The organism is Allofrancisella frigidaquae (genome assembly GCF_012222825.1).
Taxonomy (GTDB): domain Bacteria; phylum Pseudomonadota; class Gammaproteobacteria; order Francisellales; family Francisellaceae; genus Francisella; species Francisella frigidaquae.
In genome coordinates, this window is the sequence record NZ_CP038017.1 from 996,364 (window position 1) to 1,021,417 (window position 25,054).

Below are 25,054 nucleotides of genomic sequence, written 5' to 3' on the forward strand. Positions count from 1 at the left end.
GTATAGCAGTTTATTTACTATTGATTAAATATTCTACTATATTCGGGTTTACTAAGGTAGATGTATCACCAAAGTTATCATAATCCCCAGCTGCTATTTTTCTTAAGATTCTACGCATAATCTTACCTGATCTAGTTTTTGGTAATTCTGGAGTAAATTGTATAACTTCAGGAGTAGCTATTGGACCTATTTCTTGTCTTACATACATTACTAAAGATTTTCTTATATCAGTTAGAGTTTGCTCATCGTCTGCTATACCATCTTTTAAAATACAGTAAACATATATAGCCTCACCTTTGATTTCATGGGGCATACCTACAACCGCGCTTTCCGCAACGTCTTTATGCGTATTTAAAGCCGCTTCAATTTCTGCCGTTGCCATTCTATGACCAGAGACGTTGATAACATCATCCATACGCCCCTCAATCCAAATGTAACCATCTTTATCGCGCCTAGCAGCATCACCTGAAAAATAATACCCTTTAAAACTACTAAAATATGAATTTATATATCTATCATGGTCATTATAAATAGTTCTTGCCATACCAGGTGTTGCTCTTTTAATACATAAAGCTCCTTTACCTTCGCCTAGTATTTCTTTACCATCAGTGTCAAGAAGAGCTATCTCAACCCCAAAAAAAGGTTTTGTTGCTGAACCTGCTTTTAATTTATGTGTACCTGGTAGAGGAGTAATCATAATACCACCTGTTTCTGTCTGCCACCAAGTATCAACCAAAGGAGCTTGATTATTGCCTGCTTTTTCAACAAACCATTCCCATGCTTCTGGATTAATTGGTTCTCCAACTGAGCCAAGAACTCTCAATGATTCTCTAGAAGTTTCTTTCAAATAGTCATCACCCACTTTAATTAAAGATCTAATTAGGGTTGGAGCTGTATATAGTATGTTAACCTTATGTTGGTCTACTTCTTGCCATAATCTTGAAGCATCTGGATAAGTTGGAACACCTTCAAAAATAACTGAAGTAGCGCCGTTTGCAAGAGGTCCATATACTACATAAGTATGCCCTGTTATCCAACCGATATCTGCTGTACACCAATATACATCATCTTCTTTATGGTCAAACACTATTTTATGGGTAAAACTTGCATAAACTAAGTAACCGCCAGAGGTGTGTACTAAACCTTTAGGGGCACCTGTTGATCCTGAAGTATAAAGCATAAATAGTGGTGTTTCTGAATCAAAAGCTTGTATCTCGTGCTCTTTTGATACCTTTTTACACTCATCCCTATAACATAAATCTATTTTATCATTCCAGGTAATATTTGCCGTATTAGTATTACGTACTACTAAAACATTTTTTACAAAATCCAATCCAGAGATAGCCTTGTCAACACTTGCTTTCATGGCTATTCTTTTACCAGATCTGACCCCTTCATCCGCCGTTATAACAAAACTGCTTTTTGCATTGATTATACGCTGCTTTAATGCTTCTGATGAAAAGCCGCCAAATACAACCGAATGGATAGCTCCTATACGAGCACAAGCCAACATAGTATATATAGACTCGGGTATTAAAGGCATATAAATTGTAACAATATCACCTTTTTTAACACCATTTGCCTCAAGAACGTTTGCCATTTCACATACACTGTGATACAGCTCTTTATATGTAATTTTCTTAGATTTATCTGGGTTGTCAGCTTGCCATATATAAGCGATCTTATCAGCTTTATCTTTTAAATGTCTATCCACGCAGTTATAGCAAACATTCAATTTACCTGATTCAAACCATTTTATATCTACTGGGTCAAAGCTACTACTATATGCTTTGTCAAATGGCTTATGCCAATAAATACGATTGGCTTGTTTAGACCAAAACTCCTCTGGGTTACTTAAAGATTCTTTATATTGTTGCTCGTAAACTACTGAGTTAACATGAGAATTTTCAATGAATTTCTGTGAAACCTGGAATTTAGAGTATGACATAAATAACAACCTACGAGTTAATATTTAAAACTTATATTATCACACATAAATTAAACATCGTTACTTTTTATCTATTAGATAGGTAGTTTTTAAACTTTTCTCCTAGCTCTGGATGTTTCAAAGCAATCTCATAATTTGCTATTAAAAAACCTAGTTTACTTCCGCAATCATAGCGAGTTCCTTTAAATTCGTAGGCTAATAATTTCTCTTCTTGATCAATTAGTTTCGCTATAGCATCTGTAAGCTGAATCTCTCCACCAGCACCTTCAGAAGTTATTTCTAAACATCTAAAAATCTTATTCGGCAAGAGATATCTACCAACTACAGCATTTGTTGACGGAGCCTTATCAGGTGTTGGCTTTTCAACAATTGCTTCTATGATATTCTCATCATTTTTAGCTATTATGCCATAAGATTGTGTTTTATCTCTTGAAATTTGTTGAGTGGCTATACAACCTCTAAGGTCAGTACCCTCAACAGTTTTTATCATCTGTTTAAGCGCGCCCGTACCACAATTATGGTTATAAATAAGGTCATCAGGCAAAATTACAGCAAAATCCTCTATCCCAACTAAAGGTTTCGCACACAATATCGCATGACCCAAACCTAAAGCTTCTGGTTGGCGCACAAAGAAAAAACTAACATCTCTAGGAATAATATTTTTTACAGCTTCGAGTAGCTCATACTTTTTCTTTTTTTCCAAAGAATATTCAAGTTCAAAGTTTCTATCAAAATGATCTTCTAATGATTTTTTATTTGAACTTGTCACAAATATTAACTCTTTACAACCAGCTTCTATTGCCTCTTCTACAGCATACTGGATTAGTGGTTTATCAACTACTGTTAGCATTTCTTTAGGACAAGACTTTGTTGCTGGTAAAAACCTAGTACCCCAACCAGCAACGGGAAAAACTACTTTTCTAATTTTCATATTTTTGACAATACCTTAAATTCTTAACATTTTATTACAGTAGATACATTTTACAACTGACAGTATAAGTTTACTCTTATCTTATAATTTTCATAAGCTAAATTCTTTAACTGATCAATATATTTTCTAAGATCATTTGACCATTTAACATATAAGTCTACTATTATCTCCTCGTCAAAATAGTAGATAGATATTTGCTTATCTAAAATCAAGCTTTTGCTAAGCCCATTAGTAGCAAAAAAGTTTAAAATTAGACTATATATTTGAGCACGTGAAGGCTCGAAATTTTCTAACTTAACTACTCCAATTTCATGGTCTAAAACGTCAACATGAACGGTGATATCTTTAATGCCACCTACTTTATGATAAATATTACTTTTGACAACTTCAGCTATATAGTGACCTTCAGATGCTGTACAATATTTATCAACTAAAATATGTACATCTAAAACTATTTTTCCAGCCATTTTTCTAGTTCTAAGATAATGAAAATCTCTAACATCTTCTATACTAGCTATTATTTCTTTAATCGCTTTATAAGTTTGCTCGTCTACACCTTCATCTATAAGTTCTGCAACGGCTGAATAACCCCATTTTATACCCATTTTAACAATCATATAACAAACTACAAAAGCTGCTAAAGCATCCATCCATACAAAACCTGCAAATGCTCCAAGTAGCCCAACCAATACCACTACTGATGACCACATATCTGAACGACTATGCCATGCATTAGCTCTAAGCAGATCGGAATTAATCTTATTTGCTGCTGCCATAGTGTATTGATAAATAAACTCATTACCCACAATTGAAAAGATAGCAGCAAAAGCTGTGTAACTGTTAGGTTGATTATATTCGCCAGTCATTAAGCTAACTACTGAGTGATAGACTATCATAAAACCAATTGCAATTAGTAATCCTGACAAAATCAAAGTTGCTAAGGTTTCTATTCTTTCGTGACCATATGGGTGGTTGTGATCTTCTTCTTTATTTGCATATTTTGCTGCAAATAAAACCATCGCGTCACTTAGTAGGTCAGAAAAAGAATGTATACCATCTGCAAATAACGCTGGAGAACGACCCACCACGCCAACCAAGACTTTAACAATTGCTAGTAATGCATTTATAAACATACCAATAAGGGTGACCTTTTTGGTAATCTGATATCTATTATTCGACATTTTTATAACCTTCTTAATTTAAAAGAAAAGAGCTTACACAAAGCAAATAATAACTTTTAGAAAAGCTAATGTCTATTATAATATAGTCATAAAATCACTATTTTAAGTTATTTCTAAAGTTTAATAAATTTAATATCTGCCTATAACTAGCTTTAAAAAAAGAAATACGTGTACAACAACCTTAAAACTAGGCCCCTTATAATAAATAATTATATAGTAAACTATTTTTATTTGATACTTGGTATGGATTTTTGATAGATTTTAATTATCATAAATTAACATAGTATAGAGTATATATATATCGGCAGGTGATTTAAAATGAGTAAGTTATATGATTTTATATTTGGATTAAATTTTGGTTATTTTGATGATTGGAATGTAATGTATAAAGGAATCGGTCTTGACGATGATGAAGGAAGTGTCGATTTATTTGAATATAAATACAATGGTCTATATGGAACTAATCCTTATATATCTCATATTGATACTTCAAGTGGGATTGCAAAACCTCTTAATATACCAAGCTACCATAAACTAAATAAATCTAACAGTATCCCGATTATAAATTTAAGCTTTAACCCTTTAAACTCCAAGGAATTTACTGCAAAATATCTGACCAGTGTAAAAGCTGAGCTAAGAACACATTTTAATAAATTTGTTAAAATACTTATCTCTGGGCATGGACAATCTATAAACTCCTTAGGAACAGGAAATGATAAGTTAAATTCAGGTTATGTAACCATAAAAGAAATTGTTGATATACTAGCATTTTTAACAAACGGGTGTTATGAAAATATCTCTTACCTGAAAATATGTCTAATAGCGTGTGGTGCCAATAAAGTTGGTACACCTAAATTTCTATATGAAGAAATGATAAAGTTATCGTTCCCATTCCATTTTTCTGTTGTTGGATACGACAACAAAATTAATATGTGCAATGCATTAAATACGAGACATGATGAAAATGTACAAAAATTTTCTACTTTTTATTCTAATGAATATGAGGGGAGAATGGCCTATAGACAAAACTTTAAAAAAGAGTTAAATAAAATAATAAATGCTTATGCCTCAAAACTACCTTTTTTATTGTATATGTATAATGAAGCAATAAACTCCCAAAAAGGGCGAATAACGTTAAAAACTATTGATGTTTTATGCTCTAAACTAATGGATGCTATAGAATATGCTGGAATACCGGATTCTAAAAAAAAGTATTATTCAGGTATTAATATAGTACCTAAATCTCCTTATTATCTAAGTTTAGAAAATATAGCACTATCCAAAGAATTATATCAAACACTAATAAAGTTCAAGGATAATTTTTCAAAAAAAGCTGACGAACATTATCAAAGCGTTAAAAAAAGTCAATTTTTACAAACTGAACCTAAAGTAGACAGATATGATTACTATACAGGCGTATAATAATCCAATATCAGTTAATTTGCGTTTCTATTTTAAACTTGGTTGCAAATATTGAGTAATAACCTAAAGTTTCATAACATTTTTGTCGGGTTAGTCTATTTTTAACAAATAGTATTGCAAAGCTTAAAAAATTTTGTATAATAGATCACATCAATTCGGAGAAATGGCTGAGTGGTCGAAAGCGGCGGTCTTGAAAACCGTTGACTGTAACAGGTCCGGGGGTTCGAATCCCTCTTTCTCCGCCATCTTAAAGACCCTTTTTAGCTACAAAAACTGTTACTTTATAAAAAATATTAGTAAGTTTGTTATCAAACACTATCGAATAGCTACTAGGTACATGCGTGTCTAATAATAAATTTCTTAAGCCTATCCATAGCTTTCTCTAGTTCTGGCATTTCGTTAGCACAACTGATTCTAGCAAAACCTTCCAAACCAAAAGCTACACCTGGCATCATCGCAACATACTCCTCTGCCAATAAAGCATTACATAGCTCAATATCACTACTAAACTTAGTATGTCTAATTAAATCCCGAATATCAGGAAATAAATAAAAAGTACCATCTGCATTTTTTACATCAATATAAGGCATCTCTTTTAAACATTTAGTTATAAATTGCTCCTTTTGCTTATATGATTCAACAAAATATTGTAAATCTTCTACCGGCATGTTCATTGCTGCTATAGCTGCATATTGAGATATAGAACAAGCACATGTAGTTGATTGCGATTGGAACTTTTTCATAGCATCATTTAGCAATTTTGGAGCTATAGTGAAGCCAATACGCCAACCTGTCATAGCAAAGTTTTTAGAAACACCACTAGCAATCACATATCTATCTGCCAACTCTGGTGCAACCTCTGTAATTAAAGTTATTCTTTGAGTAAAATATAGTTGATCATAGATATCATCACCAACAATCCAAATATTCGGGTATTTTCTTAACAAGTTAGCTAGATCCTGTATACATTTTTTTGTATAAATTAACCCTGTAGGATTATTTGGTGAATTAATAATAACTGCCTTAGTTTTGCTTGTTATATATTTTTCTAATTCATCAACATCTATTTCAAAATTATCCTCAAACTTAGTTTTTACAACTACTGGCTTTGCACCTGTTAATGCAATCATATCTGGATAAGAAACCCAATATGGAGCAAAAAATATTGCCTCATCTCCCTCTTCTAAAATACAGTTGAAAATGTTATGCAAACTATGTTTAGCACCCGATGTTATACACACCTGCTCAGCACTAAAATCGATACCGTATTGTCTTTTATAGCGCTTAACTACTGCTTCTCTTAACTCTTTTAATCCATCAACATTAGTATACTTAGTAATATTCGCATTTATAGCCTCTATTCCAGCTTCTTTAATAGTATCTGGGGTGCTAAATCCGGGCTCGCCTATAGCTAAAGAAACAACGTCATGACCCTGGTCTTTAATTTGCTTTGCTAATGCTGCCATAGCAGTTGTTGGAGAAGCTGAAACGTTCTGAATCTTTTTGTTTAGAGTAGCCATCATATTTCCTTATAGTTTATTTTTTTAAATCTAAACGTATAGATTTTAGTTTTTATTCTATTTTAAAGCAATAACTATTGTTGTCACAAGATAGTGTAACTATACACATACTATATAGCTAACCACGCTAAAAAAATAGTACATCACTCAATTAGGATTGACCGCGTAATCGACATAATAGTTTAATTTTAAGCTATTCCAGTTATAATACTACTTTTATAATTATTAAGCTATACAAACCTAAACTAGATGCGTCACAGCTAGTTGTCATATATAAGGATCCCAGATATCATAGTTGATATATCAAAGCGTCACTAATATTTCCATCTTTATAAACATAATAATTTTTACGCCTAGAAATACACTTAAAACCTATTTTTTCATATAGCTTTATAGCTTTAAAATTCTTTACGTCAACTTCTAAGAAAAGTTCTTTTATCCCTTTTAGCTTTAGCTCTTGAATACCAGTTCCTAGGAGTTCGTACCCTAAACCTGCTGATTGATTATTTTTATCTACACAAATATACAAAAGTTCTGCTACATCAAGGATATAGTTAAATATAGCTACAGCCCTTAGATAATCACCTTGCAAAACCCCAAAAACTAGACCATTATTATTAAAACTTTCAAATATTTGTTTATCTGACCAGTTTATATAATTATCAGTTTTACGAATTAAGTTAATAACTTGATTACAATAGCTTTCATCTAGGACTAAAATCTGCATACTGATATAGTTTCTGTAGAATATATTTTTTGCTCTCTACACTTAATAGTTCAAACTCATCTGAAATAAAGTCTTTTTGATAAATATTAATTGCTGCTTGTTGACCTAAACTTTTAGATACCTTATACATATTAACCTTTGTTTTAAAAAATAGACTTTCAATCACATTTTTTAAAAAGTTAATACTCAATTCTTCTGAAATATAGATATTTATCACCCTGTCACTATCGAGATTATTAGAATATATAGGCTTGTTATCTAGTTTGGCATCTACAAAAAAGCTTTTTTTTGTTACTATAGTAGCTACAGTAGATAATTCTTGTTTCGACTTTTGACTATTAGAGCTGTATTTATCCTTTAAATTCCATATATCTATATCAAAGACTTCTTTTAGCTCCTTTTCAAAATCCATATTATCTCTCTAATCTTTCAACTAGTTTTTTTGGATAGCTATACGGTTCAAGTTTGACGGATTTACGTAGGTTGTTTACTTCTGTAGGTGAAAGTTCTAATGTTTTTCCACGAGACACATATTTCGGCAATACTACATCACCAAATCTAACTCGTGTTAATCTACTTACTGTAACACCGACAGCTTCAAACATACGTCTGACCTCTCTGTTTCGCCCTTCAGATAAAGTCACGTAATACCATAAGTTAGCCCCCTCTCCCCCAGAAAATCTAACACTATTAAATTTAGCTAAGCCATCTTCTAGTTGTATACCTTCTTTAAGCTTACTTAATACATCATCTGATAATTGCTGTCCAAATACTCTTACGGCGTATTCTCGCTCTATTTCATAAGAAGGATGCATTAAACGGTTTGCCAAATCTCCATCTGTCGTAAATAACAGTAGACCTGTAGTATTTATATCCAATCTTCCTATCATTATCCAACGAGATCCAGCTAACTTAGGCAATGAATCAAAAACTGTCTTTCTATCTTTTTCATCTTTAGTTGTACAAACTTCCCCTTCACGTTTATGGTAAATTATCACTCTAGGTCTTGTCATTGGTTGACCATATAAATGCAACGCTTTACCATCAAAACTTATTTTGTCTGTACTTGATGCTTTATCACCTAGTTTAGCAACTTTACCATTTACTCTAACCCTGCCTTGCTCTATAAATTCCTCTATTTTCCTTCTAGAACCTATACCATGTTTAGCAAGTATTTTTTGAAGTCTTTCTTGATTATTATCATTAAAATTATTAGTTTTAGTCATTATTCTATACCACCATCAGAAGCTGAGAAAAATTGATCCATATCATCATCATTGAAATCTTTCGATGAAAATATTAACCTCACTGTAGCAGCTTCATTTTTATTATTTGCATATTCTGCTAACTTTAACCTCAGCTCTAATACACGTTTATTATTAAAAAATTCTTCATTACTTCTCATTTCGTATATTACTTTGTAACATTCTTTATATTGTCCCTGCTCAAAGTACATCTCTGCCAAACGTAATTTAGCACCTAAATAGTTTGATTTAAATTTGTCAGCTTTTTTCATAAAACTTAGAGCATCTTTTTTCTTATCCTGTTTATACAAGCATTCAGAATAAAGGAAAAACGTCTGTGCCATATCATTATTGTCCGACATGTATAATGATTTCTCAAATAACTTTTCTGCTTGTGAAAAATTATCCTTCATTTGACATAAAAATTGGGCATAGAAATTCATTGCTTCAAAATTTTTAGGTTCATTACTGATAGCATCTTTATAATATTTTTCAGCTATAGACTTAGAACCTATTGTTTGATAATAGTAACCTGCTGCGTAATCTACTATCGCTAATCTATAACCATGCTGCTTTGCTAACTGTTGAGCTTTAACCAACTTATCTTTAGCTCTATCTAAATACCCGTCGTGTGAGTAGATGATAACTAATTCAGCGTTTAAACTAATAGCTTTTTTATAATCAGCTTTTTGCTCTGTCGTTTTAGTAGATATAGTATATTTTGCAACGTTACCTTCTACTATCTGAGGCTCTTTTTTGAAGTTATCCTGAACAGTATTTTGCTGAGAACTAGAGTTATTAGGTTGCAACTGTGTAGAACATGCTCCCAAAATGCCTAGTAGACTTACCAATACAGCTTTCTTTAAATTAGCTTGCACTGTTATTATCTCCTAGTTTTTTTAAATATCGCTCTTTTCTTCTAGTTTTATCTATAACATCACCAGCAAGTTGGCCACATGCAGCATCTATATCATCACCTCGTGTTTTACGGATTGTAGTTACAAAACCATTTTGCTGTAAAAATTCTTTAAACTTATGAATTCTATTATTACTAGGCTTTTTATAAATAGTTCCTGGATATGGATTAAATGGAATTAAATTTATTTTAGCAGGAACTTCTCGAGATTTTAATAGTTCCACTAGCTCTTGGGCATCATCTAAATTATCATTGATTTCATTCATTAAGGTATATTCAAAAGTTATTTGCTTATGAGGACCCTTTTCTGCATATAATTTACAAGCTTGCAATAATTCATCAATATCATATTTTTTATTTATAGGTACAATTTCATTACGTAAATTATTATTTGAAGCATGTAAAGAAACTGCCAATGACACCCCTGATTGCTCTAGTAAATCATATATCCTAGGAACAACCCCTGAGGTACTAAGAGTAACTTTTCGTTTCGATAAACCATAAGCTAAGTCGTCCATCATAATATCCATAGCTGGTACGACATTTTCAAAATTCATCAATGGCTCACCCATGCCCATCATTACAATGTTTGTAACTGTAAAATCATGTTCACCATTGTTTTTAGATAAAGTTCTAGCGGCTATCCAAAGTTGAGCTATTATTTCCGCTACTGTCAAATTTCTGTTAAAGCCTTGCTTACCAGTAGAACAAAAACTACAATTTAAAGTACAACCAACCTGAGAAGATACACAAAGAGTCCCTCTACCTTCTTCTGGTATAAATACAGTTTCGATTGCACTACCGCCAACATCTATCAACCACTTATGTGTACCATCCTTAGAAGCTTTACTAAAAACTACTTTAGGTACTGTCACATATGATAAGTTTTTTAGCTTATTTCGTAAGCCTTTACCTAAATCTGTCATAGCATCAAAATCTATGACTCCTTTTTTATGCATCCATTTAAAAACTTGTCTAGCATGAAATTTTTTTTCTCCTATTGATATAAAAAAATCCTCAATAGCCTTTTGATTTAAACCCAGCAAATTAACTTTAGTATCTTGTTGCATAAAAGTTCTCTTTAAATAATTTCTATAATATGAATTTAGCCGTTATATCCCATATCACCAGGCACAATATAGTCGTTCTCATTAGTTAAATTTGTAAAGCTAGCATATTGCCCATCAAAACGCACATGTACAGTCCCTATAGGACCATTACGCTGTTTACCTATTATTATTTCACCAATATTTTTATTATCTTCTTTATCTTTATTATAAACTTCATCGCGGTAAATAAACATTATTAAATCAGCGTCTTGTTCAATAGCTCCAGACTCTCTTAAATCAGACATCATTGGGCGTTTATCTTTACGATCGTCCACCCCCCTATTTAATTGTGATAATGCTACTACAGGAATATCTAATTCTTTAGCTAAAGCTTTCAAAGAACGAGAAATCTCAGATACTTCTAAAGTCCTATTTGTTTCATAACCTGGAATTTTCATTAACTGTAAGTAATCTATTAAAATCATAGACAGACCACCATGCTCATTATACAATCTACGAGCTCGTGAACGCATTTCTGCTGGAGTCAATGTTGAAGTGTCGTCTATATACAAAGGCATTTCACTTAGATTTTTCATAGCTGTAGTAATCTTAACCCAATGAGCATCATTTAACCTATTACATTCTTTAAGCAAATTCATCTCAACACGAGCTTGGCTAGCTAACATTCTTGTGACTATATCTTCCGCTGGCATTTCTAAACTAAATACTAAAACTGGCTTTTGGGCAGCTTTAGCAATATTTTGAGCTATATTTATGCCTAAAACTGTTTTACCCATAGATGGTCGAGCAGCTATAATTCCTAAATTAGCTCGTTGCAACCCTGAAGTCATTTTATCTAAATCTATAAACCCTGTAGAAGCTCCTGTTAAACCCGTGCCAGAATCAACTATTGCACTCATTCTATCAACAAGCTTTGGAATCACATCTTTTATAGATTCAGGGCCTTTTGTTAAGATGTCTCTTTCTTTTGCAACATCTAAAATTCTACTTTCAGCGTAATCAATCACTTCGTCAGGATTTTTTGACTCTGCAGAATATATTTTTTGAATAATATCATTAACACTATTTTGTAAACTTCTCAATTTAGCTTTATCTTTAACGATATTAGCATAAGTTTTGATATTAGAAATAGAAGGTGTATTTGTTGCTAAATCAATAATATAGCCTTCACCGCCTGCTTCATCAAGTAATCCTGCTGTTGCTAAGTATTCACTTACTATCAACACATCAAAAGGTATGTTTGATTGATTAAGAGTGTTTAACTGACTATAGATAATTTTATGTCTTCTATCAAAAAAATCTTCTATTAAAAGTAAATCTTCTACTAGTTCAATATTTCGGTTATATAATAAAATATTTCCTAGTATAGCTCTTTCAGCTTCTAAAGAATAAGTTGTTTCTGCAGGCTTAAATTGGTTAGTCATAGATTATAATAAAAAACCTTTTTCATAAATACAAAAAAACCATGCCTAACACATGGTTTATATTTATATATTCAGATTTAAAAAATGTGTTAGTTGTATTATTATAAACTAACTTTCAGAAGCTACAACATTTACTTTTATATCAGCATCAACATCTGTATACACATGAATTGTAAGATCGAACTCTCCAATACTTCTAATAACGCCTTCAGGCATGCGAACTTGGCTTTTTTCAATCTCTTTACCAGTTGCTTGAGACACCGCTTTTGCAACTTCAGCAGTACCAACTGAACCAAATAATTTACCACCGTCACCTGCTTTAGCTGCTATAGTGAATTTTTTATCCTTTATAGCTTCAGCAGTAGCTACGGCTGCTTCATATCTAGCTTTTTCTGCTTTCTCAAGTTCAGCCTTTTGAGCCTCAAACGTTTCTATATTAGCTTTAGTTGCTTGTACAGCTTTCCCAAAAGGGATAAGAAAGTTTCTTGCATAACCTGGCTTTACATTTACGATATCACCTAATACACCTAGGTTTTCCACTTTTTCTTTTAAAATAACTTGCATTGTATCAATCCCCAGTACTAGTTAAAATGACGATCACAGTATGGTAGCAAAGCTAAAAATCTAGCTCTCTTTATAGCTGTAGATAATTGTCTTTGATACTTAGCTGATGTACCAGTCACACGACTTGGGACTATTTTCCCAGTTTCTGTTATATAAGCTTTTAGCTTATTTACATCTTTATAATCAATTTCTTTAACGCCATCTACTTTGAAACGGCAAACTTTACGACGACTCATTTTTAAATACCTCTATAAACTTATTTAAATTACTTCTTTTTCACTAGTTTGCATCATAACTGATGACTCTGTAACAGCTTCTTTTTTTGATATAACTAGGCGGCGTAATATAGCATCGTTGTATCTTAAATTTTCTTGAAGCTTATCTAGAGATTCAGTCCCACACTCTATATTAAATAGTATGTAATGTGCTTTATGAAGTTTCTCTATAGGGTAAGCTAATTGACGACGTCCCCAGTCTTCAAACCTATGAATTTTACCGCCTTTTTCTTCGATGATACTACGGTATTTATCAAGCATAGTTTGTAACTGATCAGATTGATCAGGGTGTATCATTAACACGATTTCATAATGTTTCATTTTTATAAACTCCTTACGGTTTATCATTAATTTTTCCTACACTGATAAGCTACATAAATTAATTTATGTAGCAAAGAGCAAACCATATTGTACTAATTATATGTGCTGATATCAACTTGTTTTAATCATAAAAAACCTAGCTAAAATAAAAGGCTATTTTTGTAAGCAATTTCATTTCCTAATGGTAAAATTAAACACATCAAATTTAGCTTTACTTTTATTTGGCAGCAAATAAAAGTTTCATCACAAGAGGTGTCCTTATGCAAGATAAAATCAAGAAATTTGAAAACTTTCTAATACAACTTCAAAACAACATTACTAGTGCTTTAGAAAGCTGTGAGACTAATAATCAAAGATTCATTAGCGATAAATGGCAAAAACCAGATACTCCTGAACAAAAACTTAAAGGTTATGGCGACTCTATGATTATCGAAGGTGGTGAGATTCTTGAAAAAGGAGTTGTTGCTTTTTCAAAAGTACATGGTGAAGCCCTGCCACCATCTGCCACAGAGAAACGTAAAGATTTAGCAGGTAAGTCTTTTATTGCTACAGGAGTATCTTTAGTAATCCATCCACGCAATCCTTTTGTGCCAACCTCTCACGCTAACTTTAGACTATTTGTTGCTGGAGCTGATACAGATAATCCAATTTGGTGGTTTGGTGGTGGATTTGACCTTACACCATATTATCCATTTGAAGAAGATGCTATCTACTGGCATCAAACTGCTAAAGATGTTTGCGACAAACACAATAAAAACTATTATCCCGAATTTAAAAAATGGTGTGACGAATACTTTTACCTAAAGCACCGTGATGAGTGCCGCGGTGTGGGTGGTTTATTCTTTGATGACTTAAATGAAGAATCTTTTGAAAAATGTTATGATTTTGTTACTGAATGTGCAAATGCTTATATAAAAGCATATATCCCTATTGTGGAAAAAAGGAAAAATATATCGTATTCTCAACAACACAAAGATTTTCAACTCTATCGCCGTGGTAGATACGTAGAATTTAACCTAGTTTTGGATAGAGGAACTATTTTTGGTTTACAAAGTGGTGGTAGAACAGAATCTATACTATCATCTCTGCCTCCAATGGCATCCTGGAAATACAATTGGCATCCAGAAGAAGACTCTGAAGAGGCTAAAATTTACGAGTATATTAAACCTAAAGATTGGCTTAAATAGTAAACATTACAACAAGATTAGTCATGAAAAAAATCGCTATCTGCGTGCTATACTTTACAACTATAGCACCACTCTTTGCAAAAGATTCATATTATCCCAAACAACTACAATTAACTAATGCAAATATGGTATTTGCTGCGGATATTATCAGACATGGCGCTCGCACATCAACACAATATGACCAAAACCTAGAATACCCTCCTCTATGGAATATAGATAACATACCAGCTGGTCAGTTAACTCAATATGGCTTTGAGATGGAAAGGTGTAATGGCGAATACTTTAGCAAAGAATATCATAAACTTTTAGGCAGTGAATATCACCACGAAGATATTTGTATTGTTGCTGGTGGTGCTAATAGAGATATCGTTAGTGCTCAAGCAGCTTTATTAGGAATGTTCCCTCGTATAAAAAACTCAGATGTTATCGAGATTATACCTAAAGCTAAAGATCCAATGTTAAGTATGCACAAAAACATCAAAAATATTGATTCTGCACCCGGATGGCTTGATGAATGGCGCAAAATAGGATATCTATCTGAAGTTTTAGCTAAAAATAATTATATATCTAAAAATGACTACTGCGATACTACAGTTTCTACACCACAGCAGGCTTATAAATGCATACAGCCAATCGCTAAATTTGCAGCACAATTAATCCCGCTAAAAGATTATTGCTCAAAATCAGGTTGCTCAATATTCAAGACATATAAAGCCCTTACAAACTCAGATATAGATACCTTAGTAGATATATTTAATTTTAATAGCTATCACTCTGCTACTCCATCACAATCAGATGGTTTTGCTGGTTTTACAGAAGATTATTTACAAAATTCAATTAACTCTAATGGCGCTGTTGTAATTAGTCAAATAATTTTTGATATAAAACAAATCATCTCAAATCCAAACAACAAAAAATATCCTAAATATATTCTATTTGTTGGACATGATACTGGTATTAAGTTCAATATTGCTTACCTACTTAGCAAAGCTGATAAGATAAAAACGATACTAACAACAAATCCAGGATACGGTGCTGATTTATCTTTTAGAGTATACAGGACTAATAATCAGTACTACATTAGAGTTTCTTATATAAATTCATACAATTCTGGTAATAATGTTATTATTTTTGAAGATTTATTTAGTAAATTTGAAAAAATATACTTTGATAATTCCCAACTTCTTAAGCAACAATATAAAAACTGCTCTTCTTTTCAACTTTACTAATATTTTACTTATATCAAACCAATTACGTCTGATAAAATATAGTTAAATTTGGAATTAAAGATTATTATTACCATGAAAATAAATTTTTGTGCAGGTCCTGCTGTAATACCAACTTGTATCATTGAAAAATTACAAAAAATGATGACTAACTATAAAAATACTGGTGTTTCATTATTATCTATTTCTCACCGTGATAAAGCTTTTGAAGAGGTTCATGATTCTATACAAACTAAACTTAAGTATTTATTAAATATACCGGATGATTACTCTATGTTACTTATGCAAGCAGGAGCAACAGCTCAATTTACTGCTATACCTATGAATTTGTCAGATAAGTACAATAAAGCCCTTTATATATGTAGTGGTCAATGGTCAGAAAAAGCAGCCAAAGAAGCTAAAAAATTTATAAATGTGGAATCTGTCACATATGGTAATAGCATAGCTGAAACTTTCGTTTCTAATATGTATGATTATGTTTATTATACAGACAACGAAACTGTAGATGGCTTTCAAATAAACCAATTAGCCAAATCTTGTAACACTAAGCTAGTATGTGACATGTCTTCAAGTTTTTTATCAAAACCTATTAATATTAGAGACTATGGATTGATTTACGCTGGAGCACAAAAAAACGCTGGTATTCCTGGCCTTACGATAGTTATTGTACAAAATTCTTTAATTAAAAAGAAAGAAAATATACCTATAGTATTTGACTATGATACTACTAGAAAATCTAACTCCCTTTATAACACTCCTTCTGTAATTTCATGGGTTACTTTTGAGCTAATGTTAGAGTATTTGATAGATAAATTTCAAGATTTGAATGAAGTAGAGAAATTCAATCATACCAAAGCAAAAATTTTATATTCAACAATTGATAACTCTAAGATCTATAAAAATGACATAAAACCAATATATAGATCAAACATGAACGTAATATTCCAGTTACCAACACAGGAATTAACTAAAAAATTCCTTCTAGATGCAGGTAATAAAGGATTCTATGGTTTAGAAGGTCATCGTCTTGTAGGTGGTTGTAGAGCTAGTTTATATAATGCAGTATCTTTAGAAGATGTAAAAGCATTGACTAAATTCATGCAGGAGTTTGAAAATGAACAACTCTAAAATTATCACTATCGATGGTCCTAGTGGGGTTGGCAAAGGTACTTTAGCTAAAGCTTTAGCAAAACATTTAAACTATAAACTTTTAGATAGTGGTGCAATTTATAGACTAGCAGCGTTGCATTGTTTTAATAACAATACAGATTTAACTAGTGAAACAAACGTTTGTAAGACTCTTGACAATTTAGATATTAGGTTTGAAATAGACAATGGTTCTAACTCGATAAAAATTATTCTAGCTGGTGATGATGTTTCTAAAGAAATTCGTACAGAGCAAATAGGCATGCTTGCTTCAAAGATAGCTGCATACACAAGTGTAAGAAAGGTTTTATTAAATAAACAGCGTGATTTTGCTACTGAACAAGGATTAGTAGCTGATGGCAGAGATATGGGAACAATAGTCTTTCCTAATGCAAAATATAAGTTTTTCCTAGATGCCAGCTCGCAAGTCAGAGCTACAAGAAGATTTACCGAGTTAGAAGAAAAAAATCAACACCCTAATTTTGAAACTATCTTAACAGATATTGAAAAAAGAGACTTTCAAGATAGAAATCGCAAAATTGCTCCTCTAAAGCCAGCTACTGATGCTATAATTATTGACACTTCTAATTTATCTATTGAGAAAGTTTTTAATAAAGTCTTAGATAAGATAAAAAACAATTAATCACCACTAAAAAAACCTTCAAAACCATATATAGCTAATCCGAAAATATTTCGGGTTAAATATATATTCTTTATTTTTGCATTGTTTAGCTTGATATGGTATACAAGAGTTTTTAGAACTAATTTGTATACCACTTTGCATTAGATGTAAATAGACTAAATTAGAATATATTTAACTAATAATCATACTGAAAGCTTTATTTTATAGTGGATTTTAGACTAGTTTAGACTATATTTTATTATTCAGTGGTGCGGACGGGGAGACTCGAACTCCCACGGTTACCCGCTGGAACCTAAATCCAGTGCGTCTACCAATTTCGCCACGTCCGCAATAACTGGGGTGATTGATGGGACTTGAACCCACGACAACCGGAATCACAATCCGGGGCTCTACCAACTGAGCTACAACCACCATTACAAATTGCAATATTCGTAATGGCACGTCCGGCAGGATTCGAACCTGCTACCCTCGGCTTAGAAGGCCGATGCTCTATCCAGATGAGCTACGGACGCATCAAACAATGGTCGGAGCAGAGGGATTTGAACCCCCGACCCTCTGGTCCCAAACCAGATGCGCTACCAAACTGCGCTATGCTCCGACAATAACTTAATAATGGTGGCCAGAGGCAGAATCGAACTGCCGACACGAGGATTTTCAGTCCTCTGCTCTACCGACTGAGCTATCTGGCCAATGACGTATATTATAACTATATAAATGCTTTTAAGTCAATAAGTTTTTTATAATATTTTACTGATAAAACGTTTTAAATTGTCCTTCTTCAGCATATGCGTATAATGTTTGAGCTATATCTGTAGATCCTGAACAGATATTACCTTTTTTATCAATAGCTATTAATCCCACATAATCACCTAGACTATTGCTTTCGGCAATAGATCTATCTACAGCTTCTTTTAAGCTCATACCATCTTTTACACGAGTACATACTTTAGCTGCTACAGCTTGATTAACAATATGCTCACCTATACCTGTACAAGAAATACCCATTTCTTTTGTGGCAAAATTACCAGCAACTGTTGGACTATCTCCTACACGCCCCGGATACTCAAATCCTGCCCCACCTGTAGATGTTATGGCACAAATTTTTCCTGTAGAATCTAAAGCTACTACACCTATAGTACCAGTATATCCTTTTTTTGACCCAAGATATTCTTTATATCTTTTATGTGTCATAGGGTCATATTTAGGTAATTCCATAATATTATGAGCAAAATCAGTAGCTTGATCTGCTGCCAAAACACTATGGTGCTGCTGCATCAGTCTATTTGCAACTTCTATTGGGTTTTTTATATTTTGGATATTAATGACCCCAGCAAATTTTTGTTGCTTACTATCCATTATCGAAGCAGACATTCTAATTTGGCCATCCTGCTGGACCCTTGAGCCAGTTCCTGCATTAAAGATCTCATCATCCTCTAAAAGCTTTGCAGCAAATATTGCCGCTTTATTAGCGTCATCAATTTGCTGCAAATATTCATAAGCTTTCTCAATTATAAGTAAAAGATGACTATGATACTCAATAAAAGAAGTATTTTTATCCTCTCTTGCTCCACAGCCACCATGAATGATAATTTTTTGCATAATAAACTACTCCCAGCTTACAATAAAAAGAATCTTAAATTAAAAATCTACTAGAGAAGTATTTAAATCGAACTTTTGACCTTCTAATAACATATGCATACGTATATCAACTAAACTTATAGGCGCATTATTGCGAGCGTTATGTAACGATGAATGCTTAAGATGTGAAAAATCTATAATCGTCACCATACCAGAACCTATAACTTCTATCACATTAGAAGAGTCTAAAAGTGCTGCTGTATCTTCATCAATACCCACACCAACCATATATGGATTATAAGAAAGCGCTGCTAATAACCTACCTAACCTATCTCTTTGAGAAAAGTGCTGATCTACTAAAAGTTTATTTGTTAGACCTAAACCTGGTGCTAAATTTACCATATTACACCTAGGCATAAGACCAGCTTGACCTCCTGCTATCATAAAGCCAGAGATAAAAGCAGCCCCAGCTGAAGTGCCAGCTACATTAACGCCTTCTGCGTTTAATTTTCGAATAAGTTGGGCTATTGGAGTGCCTCCCAAAGTAGTTGACAATAGTAATTGATTCCCACCTGTCATAAATATACCTGTACATGCAGATAATTTATCCTGATGCTCTTTATTAGTAGCTTCTAAACGGGTTTCTATCTTTAGGTTATGAATTTCCTTTACTCCCATTTTAGTAAAAATATCAACGTAAATATCTCCGGTATCGGGAAGTTTAGACGCTGTAGGTATTACAGCGATTTTAGCATCTTTACCTCCAGATAAATCTACGAATTTTTCTAAAACTGTAGGGCATGCAAACTTATCTTCTCCTCCCCCTATTGGCATAATAAATCCACGTTGATTTTTTGCAACCGGCTTAGAAGGCATCTAAATTTCTCCTATTTATTTTAACTTTTGTTAGAAATAATACATTTTTATAAAATAATACTAAGTAATTACAGACTTTTCTATAAAAATGATCTGTTTCTCGTAAAGAGTTTTATTTTTATAACCGCCCAGGTCATTTACGCTGTCAAAATTTGATGATATGCTATTCCTAAAGTACTAAAAAATGATTTTTAAATTTAAAAATGAGCAAAACTATAAAAGTTTTAACCATAGGTGGAGCAACCCTAGATACTATAATACAGTACGAGGAAATGTTTACCATGAACATGCAAAAAAAAGATAATACCCAATCTTTCATGCTGTTAGAAGAAGGTGCTAAAATTGAAGTTAAAGAACATAATTCTTTTACAGGAGGTGGTGCTACAAACGCAGCTGTTTCTTTCAAAAAACAAAACCTTGATGTTAGTTTCTTTGGAAAAATTGGTAAAGATATTGCTGGTGAGAAAATCATTCAAGAACTAAAAGATTTTGATATAGATATCTCAAATATTCGTTACTCCAATAAGTATGGGACTGCAACATCTTACGTAATACCAACTTTAAGTGGTGATCGGACAATATTTGCCTATAGAGGAGCTAATAAAGATATCCTAAAAGACGATTTACCTACTCAAGCAATAATTCAAAGTGACTTTATATACATAACCTCTTTAAGTAAATCTTCTGCTGCTAGGCTCCCAGAAATAGTAAAATTAGCTTCTCAAAATAATACTAAAGTAGCTATCAATCCAGGATCAAGCCAACTCAGTATCGGAGAGAGTTTTATTAAGGACTCTATGTTTGGAATAGATATATTAGTACTAAACTACCAAGAAGCTCAAAAGCTGATGCTTTCTTTATTATCTATTGATGATCAAGGCATTACCAAGTCTACAGATAGACTAGAGCAGCCCAATCTGGATGAAGAAAATAGCGATTTCCTAAATGCCACATTTAGGTTAAAAGATTTTTTTAAAATCTGTCTAGATCTTGGCCCTAGAATAATTGTTGTTACTGATGGAGCTAACGGTGTTTATGCAGCTACTAAAGATAAATTTTACCACAGTGAGTCATTTAATGTCAGTAACGTAGTTAATACCCTAGGAGCTGGGGATGCTTTTAGCTCAACTTTTTGTGCTAACATATACAAAGGCTTAGCCATAGAAGAAGCTATAAAATATGCCTTAATAAACGCTTGTCATGTAATTCAACATCCTGATGCTAAATCTGGATTACAACATATAACAGACCTGGAAAAAATAAAATCAAAGATTGATACTGAATTAGACTCTAAAATCTCTATTAATTTCTGGTAGCAATATAGTCACCCTCTAAGAAAGATTCTACATCTTTGACATAATAATCAATTTCTTGATTTTCGTAAAAATTAACGGCAGATTTTTTGTCATCTGCATGTATAAGAACCGTTTCCATACCTAAATATTTAGCTGTTACTAGATTATGAGAGGAATCTTCAAAGAAGATAGCTTTACTAAAGTCAATGCCAAACTTATTTTTACCTACCTCAAAGTATTTTTCTTTAGGTTTAGCAACTAATTCTGTATCTTCCAATGTCAATACTCCATGAAACAGGTTATCTAGCCCAAACTGCTTCATAACTCTATTTGCATGAAAGTTAGAAGCATTAGTAAAAACATAGACATTACTAGTATTTTTGAGAGTATTTAGGTGACTATTAAGCTTTAAATTAGGTTTAAAATGACCAATATCAATATCATCGATAAAATTTAGATATTCTTTATAATCAATATTATGGTATCTCATAAGCCCCAGCATGGTTGAGCCACATTCATAATATAATTCATCTCTAATAGCATCAGCTTTTTCGTCATCTGAAATTTTCAACTTAATTTTTATGTACTCGCGCATTCTTTCAAGTTGGCTATCAAATAGACCATTTTTATAAGAATAAAGGGTGTTGTCTAAATCAAATATATATGTTTTCATTATTTTTTTGGTTTCCAATAAAGACATTTATGTTAACTTATAAAGTCCAAACTTACGTTTAAATTTATTTTATAATTCATAATTAAACATCAAAACTTATTATATTTTGGACTTTTATAAAAAAAAACTATCTTATAAATTATTAACTTTCTCAAGCTCATGTTTCATATTAGTTATTGTCTTCTCATAACTCTCAGAATTAAAAATAGCGGAACCCGCGACAAAAGCGTTTACACCACAACTAGCTATTTCAGCGATATTATCAGCATTTACCCCGCCATCAATTTCTAAAAGGATATCTTTACCAGTAGTGTTTATCCACTGGGAAACTTCTTTTGCTTTTTTCAATATAGCTGGAATAAATTTCTGTCCACCAAATCCAGGATTTACTGACATTAACAATACTCTATCAATATGTGCCTCAACATATTTCAAACACTCCAATCCTGTTGCAGGATTCAAAGCAAGACCTGCTTGTATTCCAAAAGATTTAATCAACTGTAAACTTCTATCAACGTGTTCACTAGCTTCCGGATGAAAAACTATACTACTAGCCCCAGCTTTAGCAAAGCTTTCAATCAAACTATCAACTGGCTTAACCATCAGATGCACATCCATTCCTGCAGTTATACCATAATCTCTAAGAGCTTTTAGAATCATTGGGCCAAAAGTAAGATTTGGTACATAATGGTTATCCATCACATCAAAATGAATATTATTAGCTCCAGCCAGCAAAACGTTTTTAACATCATCACCTAATCTAGCTAAATCAGCAGACAAAATAGACGGGTTAATCTGAAAATCCTGCATACCTAACTTCTCATATATAACAAAATAAAATTCAATTCTAACATAATCGTATAAAATATTTGAGCTATTCGGGTTCTAAAACTATAATACAAAGGCTTGTTAAATTTTTTATTCTAAGAGATTGTAAGAAATGAGTAGAAACTATATAGAAAATGCACAAAAAACTTTTGAACTTGAAATTAAAGCTCTAGAAAAACTAAAAAACGCGATTGATGGCGAATTTGAGCGTGCTTGTGAGATTATATTAGCTAACAATCATGGTCGAGTTATCATCACTGGGATGGGTAAATCAGGTCATATTGGAAAAAAAATAGCTGCGACTTTAGCTAGTACAGGCACTCCAGCATTTTTTGTTCACCCTGGTGAAGCAGGTCATGGAGACTTTGGAATGATAACATCTAATGATATCTTAATAGCCATATCAAATTCCGGCAATTCAGCCGAAATAATGGGATTAATGCCTATGTTAAAGCATTTAAACATTCCCATAATAACTATCACTAGTAATGAAAATTCTATAATGGCTAAAAATAGTGATGTAGTACTAAATTTACATGTTGATAAAGAGGCTTGTCCGCTAAATTTAGCTCCAACATCGAGTACAACTGCAAGTTTAGTATTAGGTGATGCTTTAGCCATAGCTTTACTAAAAGCAAAAAACTTCTCTGCTAGGGATTTTGCTTTCTCCCATCCTAGCGGTTCGCTTGGTAAAAAACTAATACTCAAAGTAGAAAATATTATGCGCAAAGGCGATGAAATACCTATAGTTAAGCCTACCGATACTATTCGCAAAGCGATTTTAGAAATTAGTGATAAAGGCATAGGTAATACATTGATAGTTGAAAATAATAAACTTTTGGGCATTTTTACTGATGGTGATTTAAGAAGAATATTTGAAACAGGAAATTTTAACTCTCAAATATCTATCGATCAAGTTATGAGTAAAAATCCAAAAACTATTTTAAAAGATGATATGGCTGTTACAGCACTTGAAAAAATGGAAGAATTTGCAATAACAAATCTTGCTGTAGTTGATAATGATAAAAATATATTAGGGGTAGTAAATATGCATGATTTAGTGAAGTTAGGTTTAAAGTAGCTTATTACAATATCCTTATTTACACATCACTAATTGGACGCTTAGAAAATAAACTTAAATTAACAAATATCTAAAGAACATTACCCATACTTACACAGTGATAGCCAGCATCTACGTGAATAACTTCACCAGTAATACCAGAAGCCATATCTGAACATAAGAAAGCAACCGTATTACCAACTTCCATAACATCAACGTTTTTCTTTAGTGGAGAGACCATAGCATTATAATCTAGCATTTTCTTAAAGTTACTGATACCAGAAGCTGCTAAAGTCTTAATTGGACCAGCTGAAACAGCATTTACATTTATCCCATCTTCACCAAGAGCTAAAGCAGTATATCTAACTGTAGCTTCTAAAGATGCTTTAGCAATGCCCATTGTATTATAACTTGGCATAGCTTTTTCAGCTCCGATGTAAGTAAGAGCAACCATAGAAGCATTTCTACCTTTCATCATCTGACGACCTTCTTTAGCTAAAGCAGCAAAAGAATATGCACTAATATCATGAGCAATAGCAAAACCTTCACGCGTAACACAATCAATAAAGTTACCCTCTAACTGATCACGAGGAGCAAATGCAATAGAGTGTATGATACCATCAAGACCGTCCCATACTTTATTCAGATCTACAAATAAATTTTTGATTTCTTCATCTGAAGTTACATCACAAGGAAGAACGGCTGCAGGATTAAACTCCACGCATAACTTTTCTACTCTTTCTTTGAATTGGCCCACATATGTAAAAGCTAATTCAGCACCTTCTCTATGCATAGCTTTTGCAATACCATAGGCAATTGATTTATTGCTTAAAAGCCCTGTAATTAATATTTTTTTACCCTTTAAAAAACCCATGTTTACATTCTCCTTTGTGGATTTTAACTAAAACCTAATAGACATACTCTAACACTACATATAGTATGAATACCTTAAACTAATGAGTTATAATTATAAATAATCAAACATTAAAACACTAGATT

Annotated in this window: 25 protein-coding genes and 6 tRNA genes; 8 read left to right on the plus strand and 23 right to left on the minus strand. The window is 32.5% G+C overall.

Translation table 11 applies throughout. The features are described from left to right. Window positions 1-10: 10 nt before the first annotated feature. From acs to E3E15_RS04640, 3 genes are all read right to left on the minus strand, one after another. Complete coding sequence (gene acs / locus E3E15_RS04630) at window positions 11-1,948, minus strand: acetate--CoA ligase (protein WP_172106764.1); 1,938 nt, start codon at window positions 1,946-1,948, stop codon at window positions 11-13. Between the two features lie 67 nt (window positions 1,949-2,015). Beyond that, window positions 2,016-2,879: a UTP--glucose-1-phosphate uridylyltransferase GalU gene (gene galU / locus E3E15_RS04635; RefSeq protein ID WP_172106765.1), complete on the minus strand. Its 864-nt coding sequence runs from the start codon at window positions 2,877-2,879 to the stop codon at window positions 2,016-2,018. Window positions 2,880-2,929: 50 nt separating this feature from the next. Continuing rightward, complete coding sequence (locus E3E15_RS04640) at window positions 2,930-4,060, minus strand: cation diffusion facilitator family transporter (RefSeq protein WP_172106766.1); 1,131 nt, start codon at window positions 4,058-4,060, stop codon at window positions 2,930-2,932. A 318-nt stretch (window positions 4,061-4,378) separates the two neighbouring features. On the opposite strand from E3E15_RS04640, the gene E3E15_RS04645 reads away from it, so the two are divergent. Both E3E15_RS04645 and E3E15_RS04650 read left to right on the plus strand, forming a co-directional pair. After that, entirely contained in the window at window positions 4,379-5,482 is a 1,104-nt protein-coding gene (locus tag E3E15_RS04645; protein ID WP_172106767.1) for a hypothetical protein, read from the plus strand. Between the two features lie 157 nt (window positions 5,483-5,639). Next, window positions 5,640-5,727, plus strand: a tRNA-Ser gene (locus tag E3E15_RS04650). A gap of 84 nt (window positions 5,728-5,811) precedes the next feature. Here E3E15_RS04650 and E3E15_RS04655 read toward each other — a convergent pair. The 10 genes from E3E15_RS04655 to rpsF form a co-directional block, all read right to left on the minus strand. Beyond that, window positions 5,812-7,002, minus strand: a complete 1,191-nt coding sequence (locus E3E15_RS04655; RefSeq protein ID WP_035719407.1) for a pyridoxal phosphate-dependent aminotransferase — start codon at window positions 7,000-7,002, stop codon at window positions 5,812-5,814. 289 nt (window positions 7,003-7,291) lie between these two features. Continuing rightward, the gene (locus E3E15_RS04660) at window positions 7,292-7,729 is read right to left on the minus strand and encodes a GNAT family N-acetyltransferase (RefSeq protein ID WP_172106768.1); all 438 of its coding nucleotides are present in this window, start codon (window positions 7,727-7,729) and stop codon (window positions 7,292-7,294) included. Next, on the minus strand, window positions 7,707-8,141 hold the full coding sequence (locus E3E15_RS04665; protein WP_172106769.1) for a chloroquine resistance protein: 435 nt from the start codon (window positions 8,139-8,141) through the stop codon (window positions 7,707-7,709). Before E3E15_RS04665 ends, E3E15_RS04660 begins: the two co-directional genes overlap by 23 nt. A gap of 1 nt (window position 8,142) precedes the next feature. Next, complete coding sequence (gene rluB, locus E3E15_RS04670; protein ID WP_035719414.1) at window positions 8,143-8,955, minus strand: 23S rRNA pseudouridine(2605) synthase RluB; 813 nt, start codon at window positions 8,953-8,955, stop codon at window positions 8,143-8,145. Beyond that, window positions 8,955-9,851, minus strand: coding sequence for a CDC27 family protein (locus E3E15_RS04675; RefSeq protein ID WP_035719417.1), 897 nt, complete (start codon window positions 9,849-9,851; stop codon window positions 8,955-8,957). Before E3E15_RS04675 ends, rluB begins: the two co-directional genes overlap by 1 nt. Beyond that, a complete protein-coding gene (gene rlmN / locus E3E15_RS04680) occupies window positions 9,841-10,959 on the minus strand; it encodes a dual-specificity RNA methyltransferase RlmN (protein ID WP_172106770.1) in 1,119 nt (372 codons plus the stop codon). The genes E3E15_RS04675 and rlmN overlap by 11 nt, the downstream gene beginning before the upstream one ends. A gap of 35 nt (window positions 10,960-10,994) precedes the next feature. Further along, window positions 10,995-12,383 carry a replicative DNA helicase gene (dnaB, locus tag E3E15_RS04685; protein WP_172106771.1) on the minus strand — a complete coding sequence of 463 codons (1,389 nt, stop codon included), beginning with the start codon at window positions 12,381-12,383 and terminating at the stop codon, window positions 10,995-10,997. 108 nt (window positions 12,384-12,491) lie between these two features. Next, complete coding sequence (gene rplI / locus E3E15_RS04690) at window positions 12,492-12,947, minus strand: 50S ribosomal protein L9 (protein WP_035719426.1); 456 nt, start codon at window positions 12,945-12,947, stop codon at window positions 12,492-12,494. 17 nt (window positions 12,948-12,964) lie between these two features. Beyond that, a complete protein-coding gene (gene rpsR / locus E3E15_RS04695; RefSeq protein ID WP_035719428.1) occupies window positions 12,965-13,183 on the minus strand; it encodes a 30S ribosomal protein S18 in 219 nt (72 codons plus the stop codon). A gap of 24 nt (window positions 13,184-13,207) precedes the next feature. Continuing rightward, window positions 13,208-13,543: a 30S ribosomal protein S6 gene (gene rpsF / locus E3E15_RS04700; RefSeq protein ID WP_133940300.1), complete on the minus strand. Its 336-nt coding sequence runs from the start codon at window positions 13,541-13,543 to the stop codon at window positions 13,208-13,210. A gap of 260 nt (window positions 13,544-13,803) precedes the next feature. On the opposite strand from rpsF, the gene hemF reads away from it, so the two are divergent. The 4 genes from hemF to cmk all read left to right on the plus strand — a co-directional run bounded on the left by hemF (window position 13,804) and on the right by cmk (window position 17,745). After that, on the plus strand, window positions 13,804-14,730 hold the full coding sequence (hemF, locus tag E3E15_RS04705) for an oxygen-dependent coproporphyrinogen oxidase (RefSeq protein ID WP_172106772.1): 927 nt from the start codon (window positions 13,804-13,806) through the stop codon (window positions 14,728-14,730). 23 nt (window positions 14,731-14,753) lie between these two features. Next, complete coding sequence (locus E3E15_RS04710; protein WP_172106773.1) at window positions 14,754-15,959, plus strand: histidine-type phosphatase; 1,206 nt, start codon at window positions 14,754-14,756, stop codon at window positions 15,957-15,959. A 72-nt stretch (window positions 15,960-16,031) separates the two neighbouring features. After that, window positions 16,032-17,084 (plus strand): 3-phosphoserine/phosphohydroxythreonine transaminase, encoded by a 1,053-nt coding sequence (serC, locus tag E3E15_RS04715; RefSeq protein ID WP_172106774.1) that lies wholly within the window; start codon window positions 16,032-16,034, stop codon window positions 17,082-17,084. Beyond that, a complete protein-coding gene (gene cmk, locus E3E15_RS04720; RefSeq protein WP_172106775.1) occupies window positions 17,071-17,745 on the plus strand; it encodes a (d)CMP kinase in 675 nt (224 codons plus the stop codon). Before serC ends, cmk begins: the two co-directional genes overlap by 14 nt. Before the next feature lie 246 nt (window positions 17,746-17,991). On the opposite strand, the gene E3E15_RS04725 is transcribed toward cmk, so the two are convergent. From E3E15_RS04725 to E3E15_RS04755, 7 genes are all read right to left on the minus strand, one after another. Next, a tRNA-Leu gene (locus E3E15_RS04725) sits at window positions 17,992-18,074 on the minus strand. 6 nt (window positions 18,075-18,080) lie between these two features. Further along, a tRNA-His gene (locus tag E3E15_RS04730) sits at window positions 18,081-18,156 on the minus strand. A gap of 24 nt (window positions 18,157-18,180) precedes the next feature. After that, a tRNA-Arg gene (locus E3E15_RS04735) sits at window positions 18,181-18,257 on the minus strand. A gap of 9 nt (window positions 18,258-18,266) precedes the next feature. Next, window positions 18,267-18,343, minus strand: a tRNA-Pro gene (locus tag E3E15_RS04740). Between the two features lie 15 nt (window positions 18,344-18,358). Beyond that, window positions 18,359-18,434, minus strand: a tRNA-Phe gene (locus E3E15_RS04745). A gap of 58 nt (window positions 18,435-18,492) precedes the next feature. Beyond that, window positions 18,493-19,344 carry an isoaspartyl peptidase/L-asparaginase gene (locus E3E15_RS04750; protein ID WP_172106777.1) on the minus strand — a complete coding sequence of 284 codons (852 nt, stop codon included), beginning with the start codon at window positions 19,342-19,344 and terminating at the stop codon, window positions 18,493-18,495. Between the two features lie 39 nt (window positions 19,345-19,383). Beyond that, a complete protein-coding gene (locus E3E15_RS04755; protein ID WP_035719441.1) occupies window positions 19,384-20,199 on the minus strand; it encodes a cyanophycinase in 816 nt (271 codons plus the stop codon). A 203-nt stretch (window positions 20,200-20,402) separates the two neighbouring features. On the opposite strand from E3E15_RS04755, the gene E3E15_RS04760 reads away from it, so the two are divergent. Beyond that, entirely contained in the window at window positions 20,403-21,515 is a 1,113-nt protein-coding gene (locus tag E3E15_RS04760; protein WP_172106778.1) for a carbohydrate kinase family protein, read from the plus strand. On the opposite strand, the gene E3E15_RS04765 is transcribed toward E3E15_RS04760, so the two are convergent. Both E3E15_RS04765 and rpe read right to left on the minus strand, forming a co-directional pair. Continuing rightward, entirely contained in the window at window positions 21,502-22,167 is a 666-nt protein-coding gene (locus tag E3E15_RS04765) for a pyrimidine 5'-nucleotidase (RefSeq protein WP_035719446.1), read from the minus strand. The two genes, E3E15_RS04760 and E3E15_RS04765, sit on opposite strands and share 14 nt — an antisense overlap. A gap of 132 nt (window positions 22,168-22,299) precedes the next feature. Then, a complete protein-coding gene (rpe, locus tag E3E15_RS04770; protein ID WP_172106780.1) occupies window positions 22,300-22,977 on the minus strand; it encodes a ribulose-phosphate 3-epimerase in 678 nt (225 codons plus the stop codon). A 130-nt stretch (window positions 22,978-23,107) separates the two neighbouring features. Between rpe and E3E15_RS04775 the strand changes: the two genes are divergently transcribed. After that, window positions 23,108-24,076 carry a KpsF/GutQ family sugar-phosphate isomerase gene (locus E3E15_RS04775; protein ID WP_172106781.1) on the plus strand — a complete coding sequence of 323 codons (969 nt, stop codon included), beginning with the start codon at window positions 23,108-23,110 and terminating at the stop codon, window positions 24,074-24,076. A gap of 70 nt (window positions 24,077-24,146) precedes the next feature. On the opposite strand, the gene E3E15_RS04780 is transcribed toward E3E15_RS04775, so the two are convergent. After that, window positions 24,147-24,929 carry an enoyl-ACP reductase FabI gene (locus tag E3E15_RS04780; RefSeq protein ID WP_035719453.1) on the minus strand — a complete coding sequence of 261 codons (783 nt, stop codon included), beginning with the start codon at window positions 24,927-24,929 and terminating at the stop codon, window positions 24,147-24,149. Window positions 24,930-25,054 lie beyond the last annotated feature (125 nt).

Bases quoted from the DNA above. Each gene is read 5' to 3' on its own strand.
- acs (WP_172106764.1), bottom strand. From the start codon at position 1,948: ATGTCATACTCTAAATTCCAGGTTTCACAGAAATTCATTGAAAATTCT.
- galU (WP_172106765.1), bottom strand. From the start codon at position 2,879: ATGAAAATTAGAAAAGTAGTTTTTCCCGTTGCTGGTTGGGGTACTAGG.
- E3E15_RS04640 (WP_172106766.1), bottom strand. From the start codon at position 4,060: ATGTCGAATAATAGATATCAGATTACCAAAAAGGTCACCCTTATTGGT.
- E3E15_RS04645 (WP_172106767.1), top strand. From the start codon at position 4,379: ATGAGTAAGTTATATGATTTTATATTTGGATTAAATTTTGGTTATTTT.
- E3E15_RS04655 (WP_035719407.1), bottom strand. From the start codon at position 7,002: ATGGCTACTCTAAACAAAAAGATTCAGAACGTTTCAGCTTCTCCAACA.
- E3E15_RS04660 (WP_172106768.1), bottom strand. From the start codon at position 7,729: ATGCAGATTTTAGTCCTAGATGAAAGCTATTGTAATCAAGTTATTAAC.
- E3E15_RS04665 (WP_172106769.1), bottom strand. From the start codon at position 8,141: ATGGATTTTGAAAAGGAGCTAAAAGAAGTCTTTGATATAGATATATGG.
- rluB (WP_035719414.1), bottom strand. From the start codon at position 8,955: ATGACTAAAACTAATAATTTTAATGATAATAATCAAGAAAGACTTCAA.
- rlmN (WP_172106770.1), bottom strand. From the start codon at position 10,959: ATGCAACAAGATACTAAAGTTAATTTGCTGGGTTTAAATCAAAAGGCT.
- dnaB (WP_172106771.1), bottom strand. From the start codon at position 12,383: ATGACTAACCAATTTAAGCCTGCAGAAACAACTTATTCTTTAGAAGCT.
- rplI (WP_035719426.1), bottom strand. From the start codon at position 12,947: ATGCAAGTTATTTTAAAAGAAAAAGTGGAAAACCTAGGTGTATTAGGT.
- rpsR (WP_035719428.1), bottom strand. From the start codon at position 13,183: ATGAGTCGTCGTAAAGTTTGCCGTTTCAAAGTAGATGGCGTTAAAGAA.
- rpsF (WP_133940300.1), bottom strand. From the start codon at position 13,543: ATGAAACATTATGAAATCGTGTTAATGATACACCCTGATCAATCTGAT.
- hemF (WP_172106772.1), top strand. From the start codon at position 13,804: ATGCAAGATAAAATCAAGAAATTTGAAAACTTTCTAATACAACTTCAA.
- E3E15_RS04710 (WP_172106773.1), top strand. From the start codon at position 14,754: ATGAAAAAAATCGCTATCTGCGTGCTATACTTTACAACTATAGCACCA.
- serC (WP_172106774.1), top strand. From the start codon at position 16,032: ATGAAAATAAATTTTTGTGCAGGTCCTGCTGTAATACCAACTTGTATC.
- cmk (WP_172106775.1), top strand. From the start codon at position 17,071: ATGAACAACTCTAAAATTATCACTATCGATGGTCCTAGTGGGGTTGGC.
- E3E15_RS04750 (WP_172106777.1), bottom strand. From the start codon at position 19,344: ATGCAAAAAATTATCATTCATGGTGGCTGTGGAGCAAGAGAGGATAAA.
- E3E15_RS04755 (WP_035719441.1), bottom strand. From the start codon at position 20,199: ATGCCTTCTAAGCCGGTTGCAAAAAATCAACGTGGATTTATTATGCCA.
- E3E15_RS04760 (WP_172106778.1), top strand. From the start codon at position 20,403: ATGAGCAAAACTATAAAAGTTTTAACCATAGGTGGAGCAACCCTAGAT.
- E3E15_RS04765 (WP_035719446.1), bottom strand. From the start codon at position 22,167: ATGAAAACATATATATTTGATTTAGACAACACCCTTTATTCTTATAAA.
- rpe (WP_172106780.1), bottom strand. From the start codon at position 22,977: ATGCAGGATTTTCAGATTAACCCGTCTATTTTGTCTGCTGATTTAGCT.
- E3E15_RS04775 (WP_172106781.1), top strand. From the start codon at position 23,108: ATGAGTAGAAACTATATAGAAAATGCACAAAAAACTTTTGAACTTGAA.
- E3E15_RS04780 (WP_035719453.1), bottom strand. From the start codon at position 24,929: ATGGGTTTTTTAAAGGGTAAAAAAATATTAATTACAGGGCTTTTAAGC.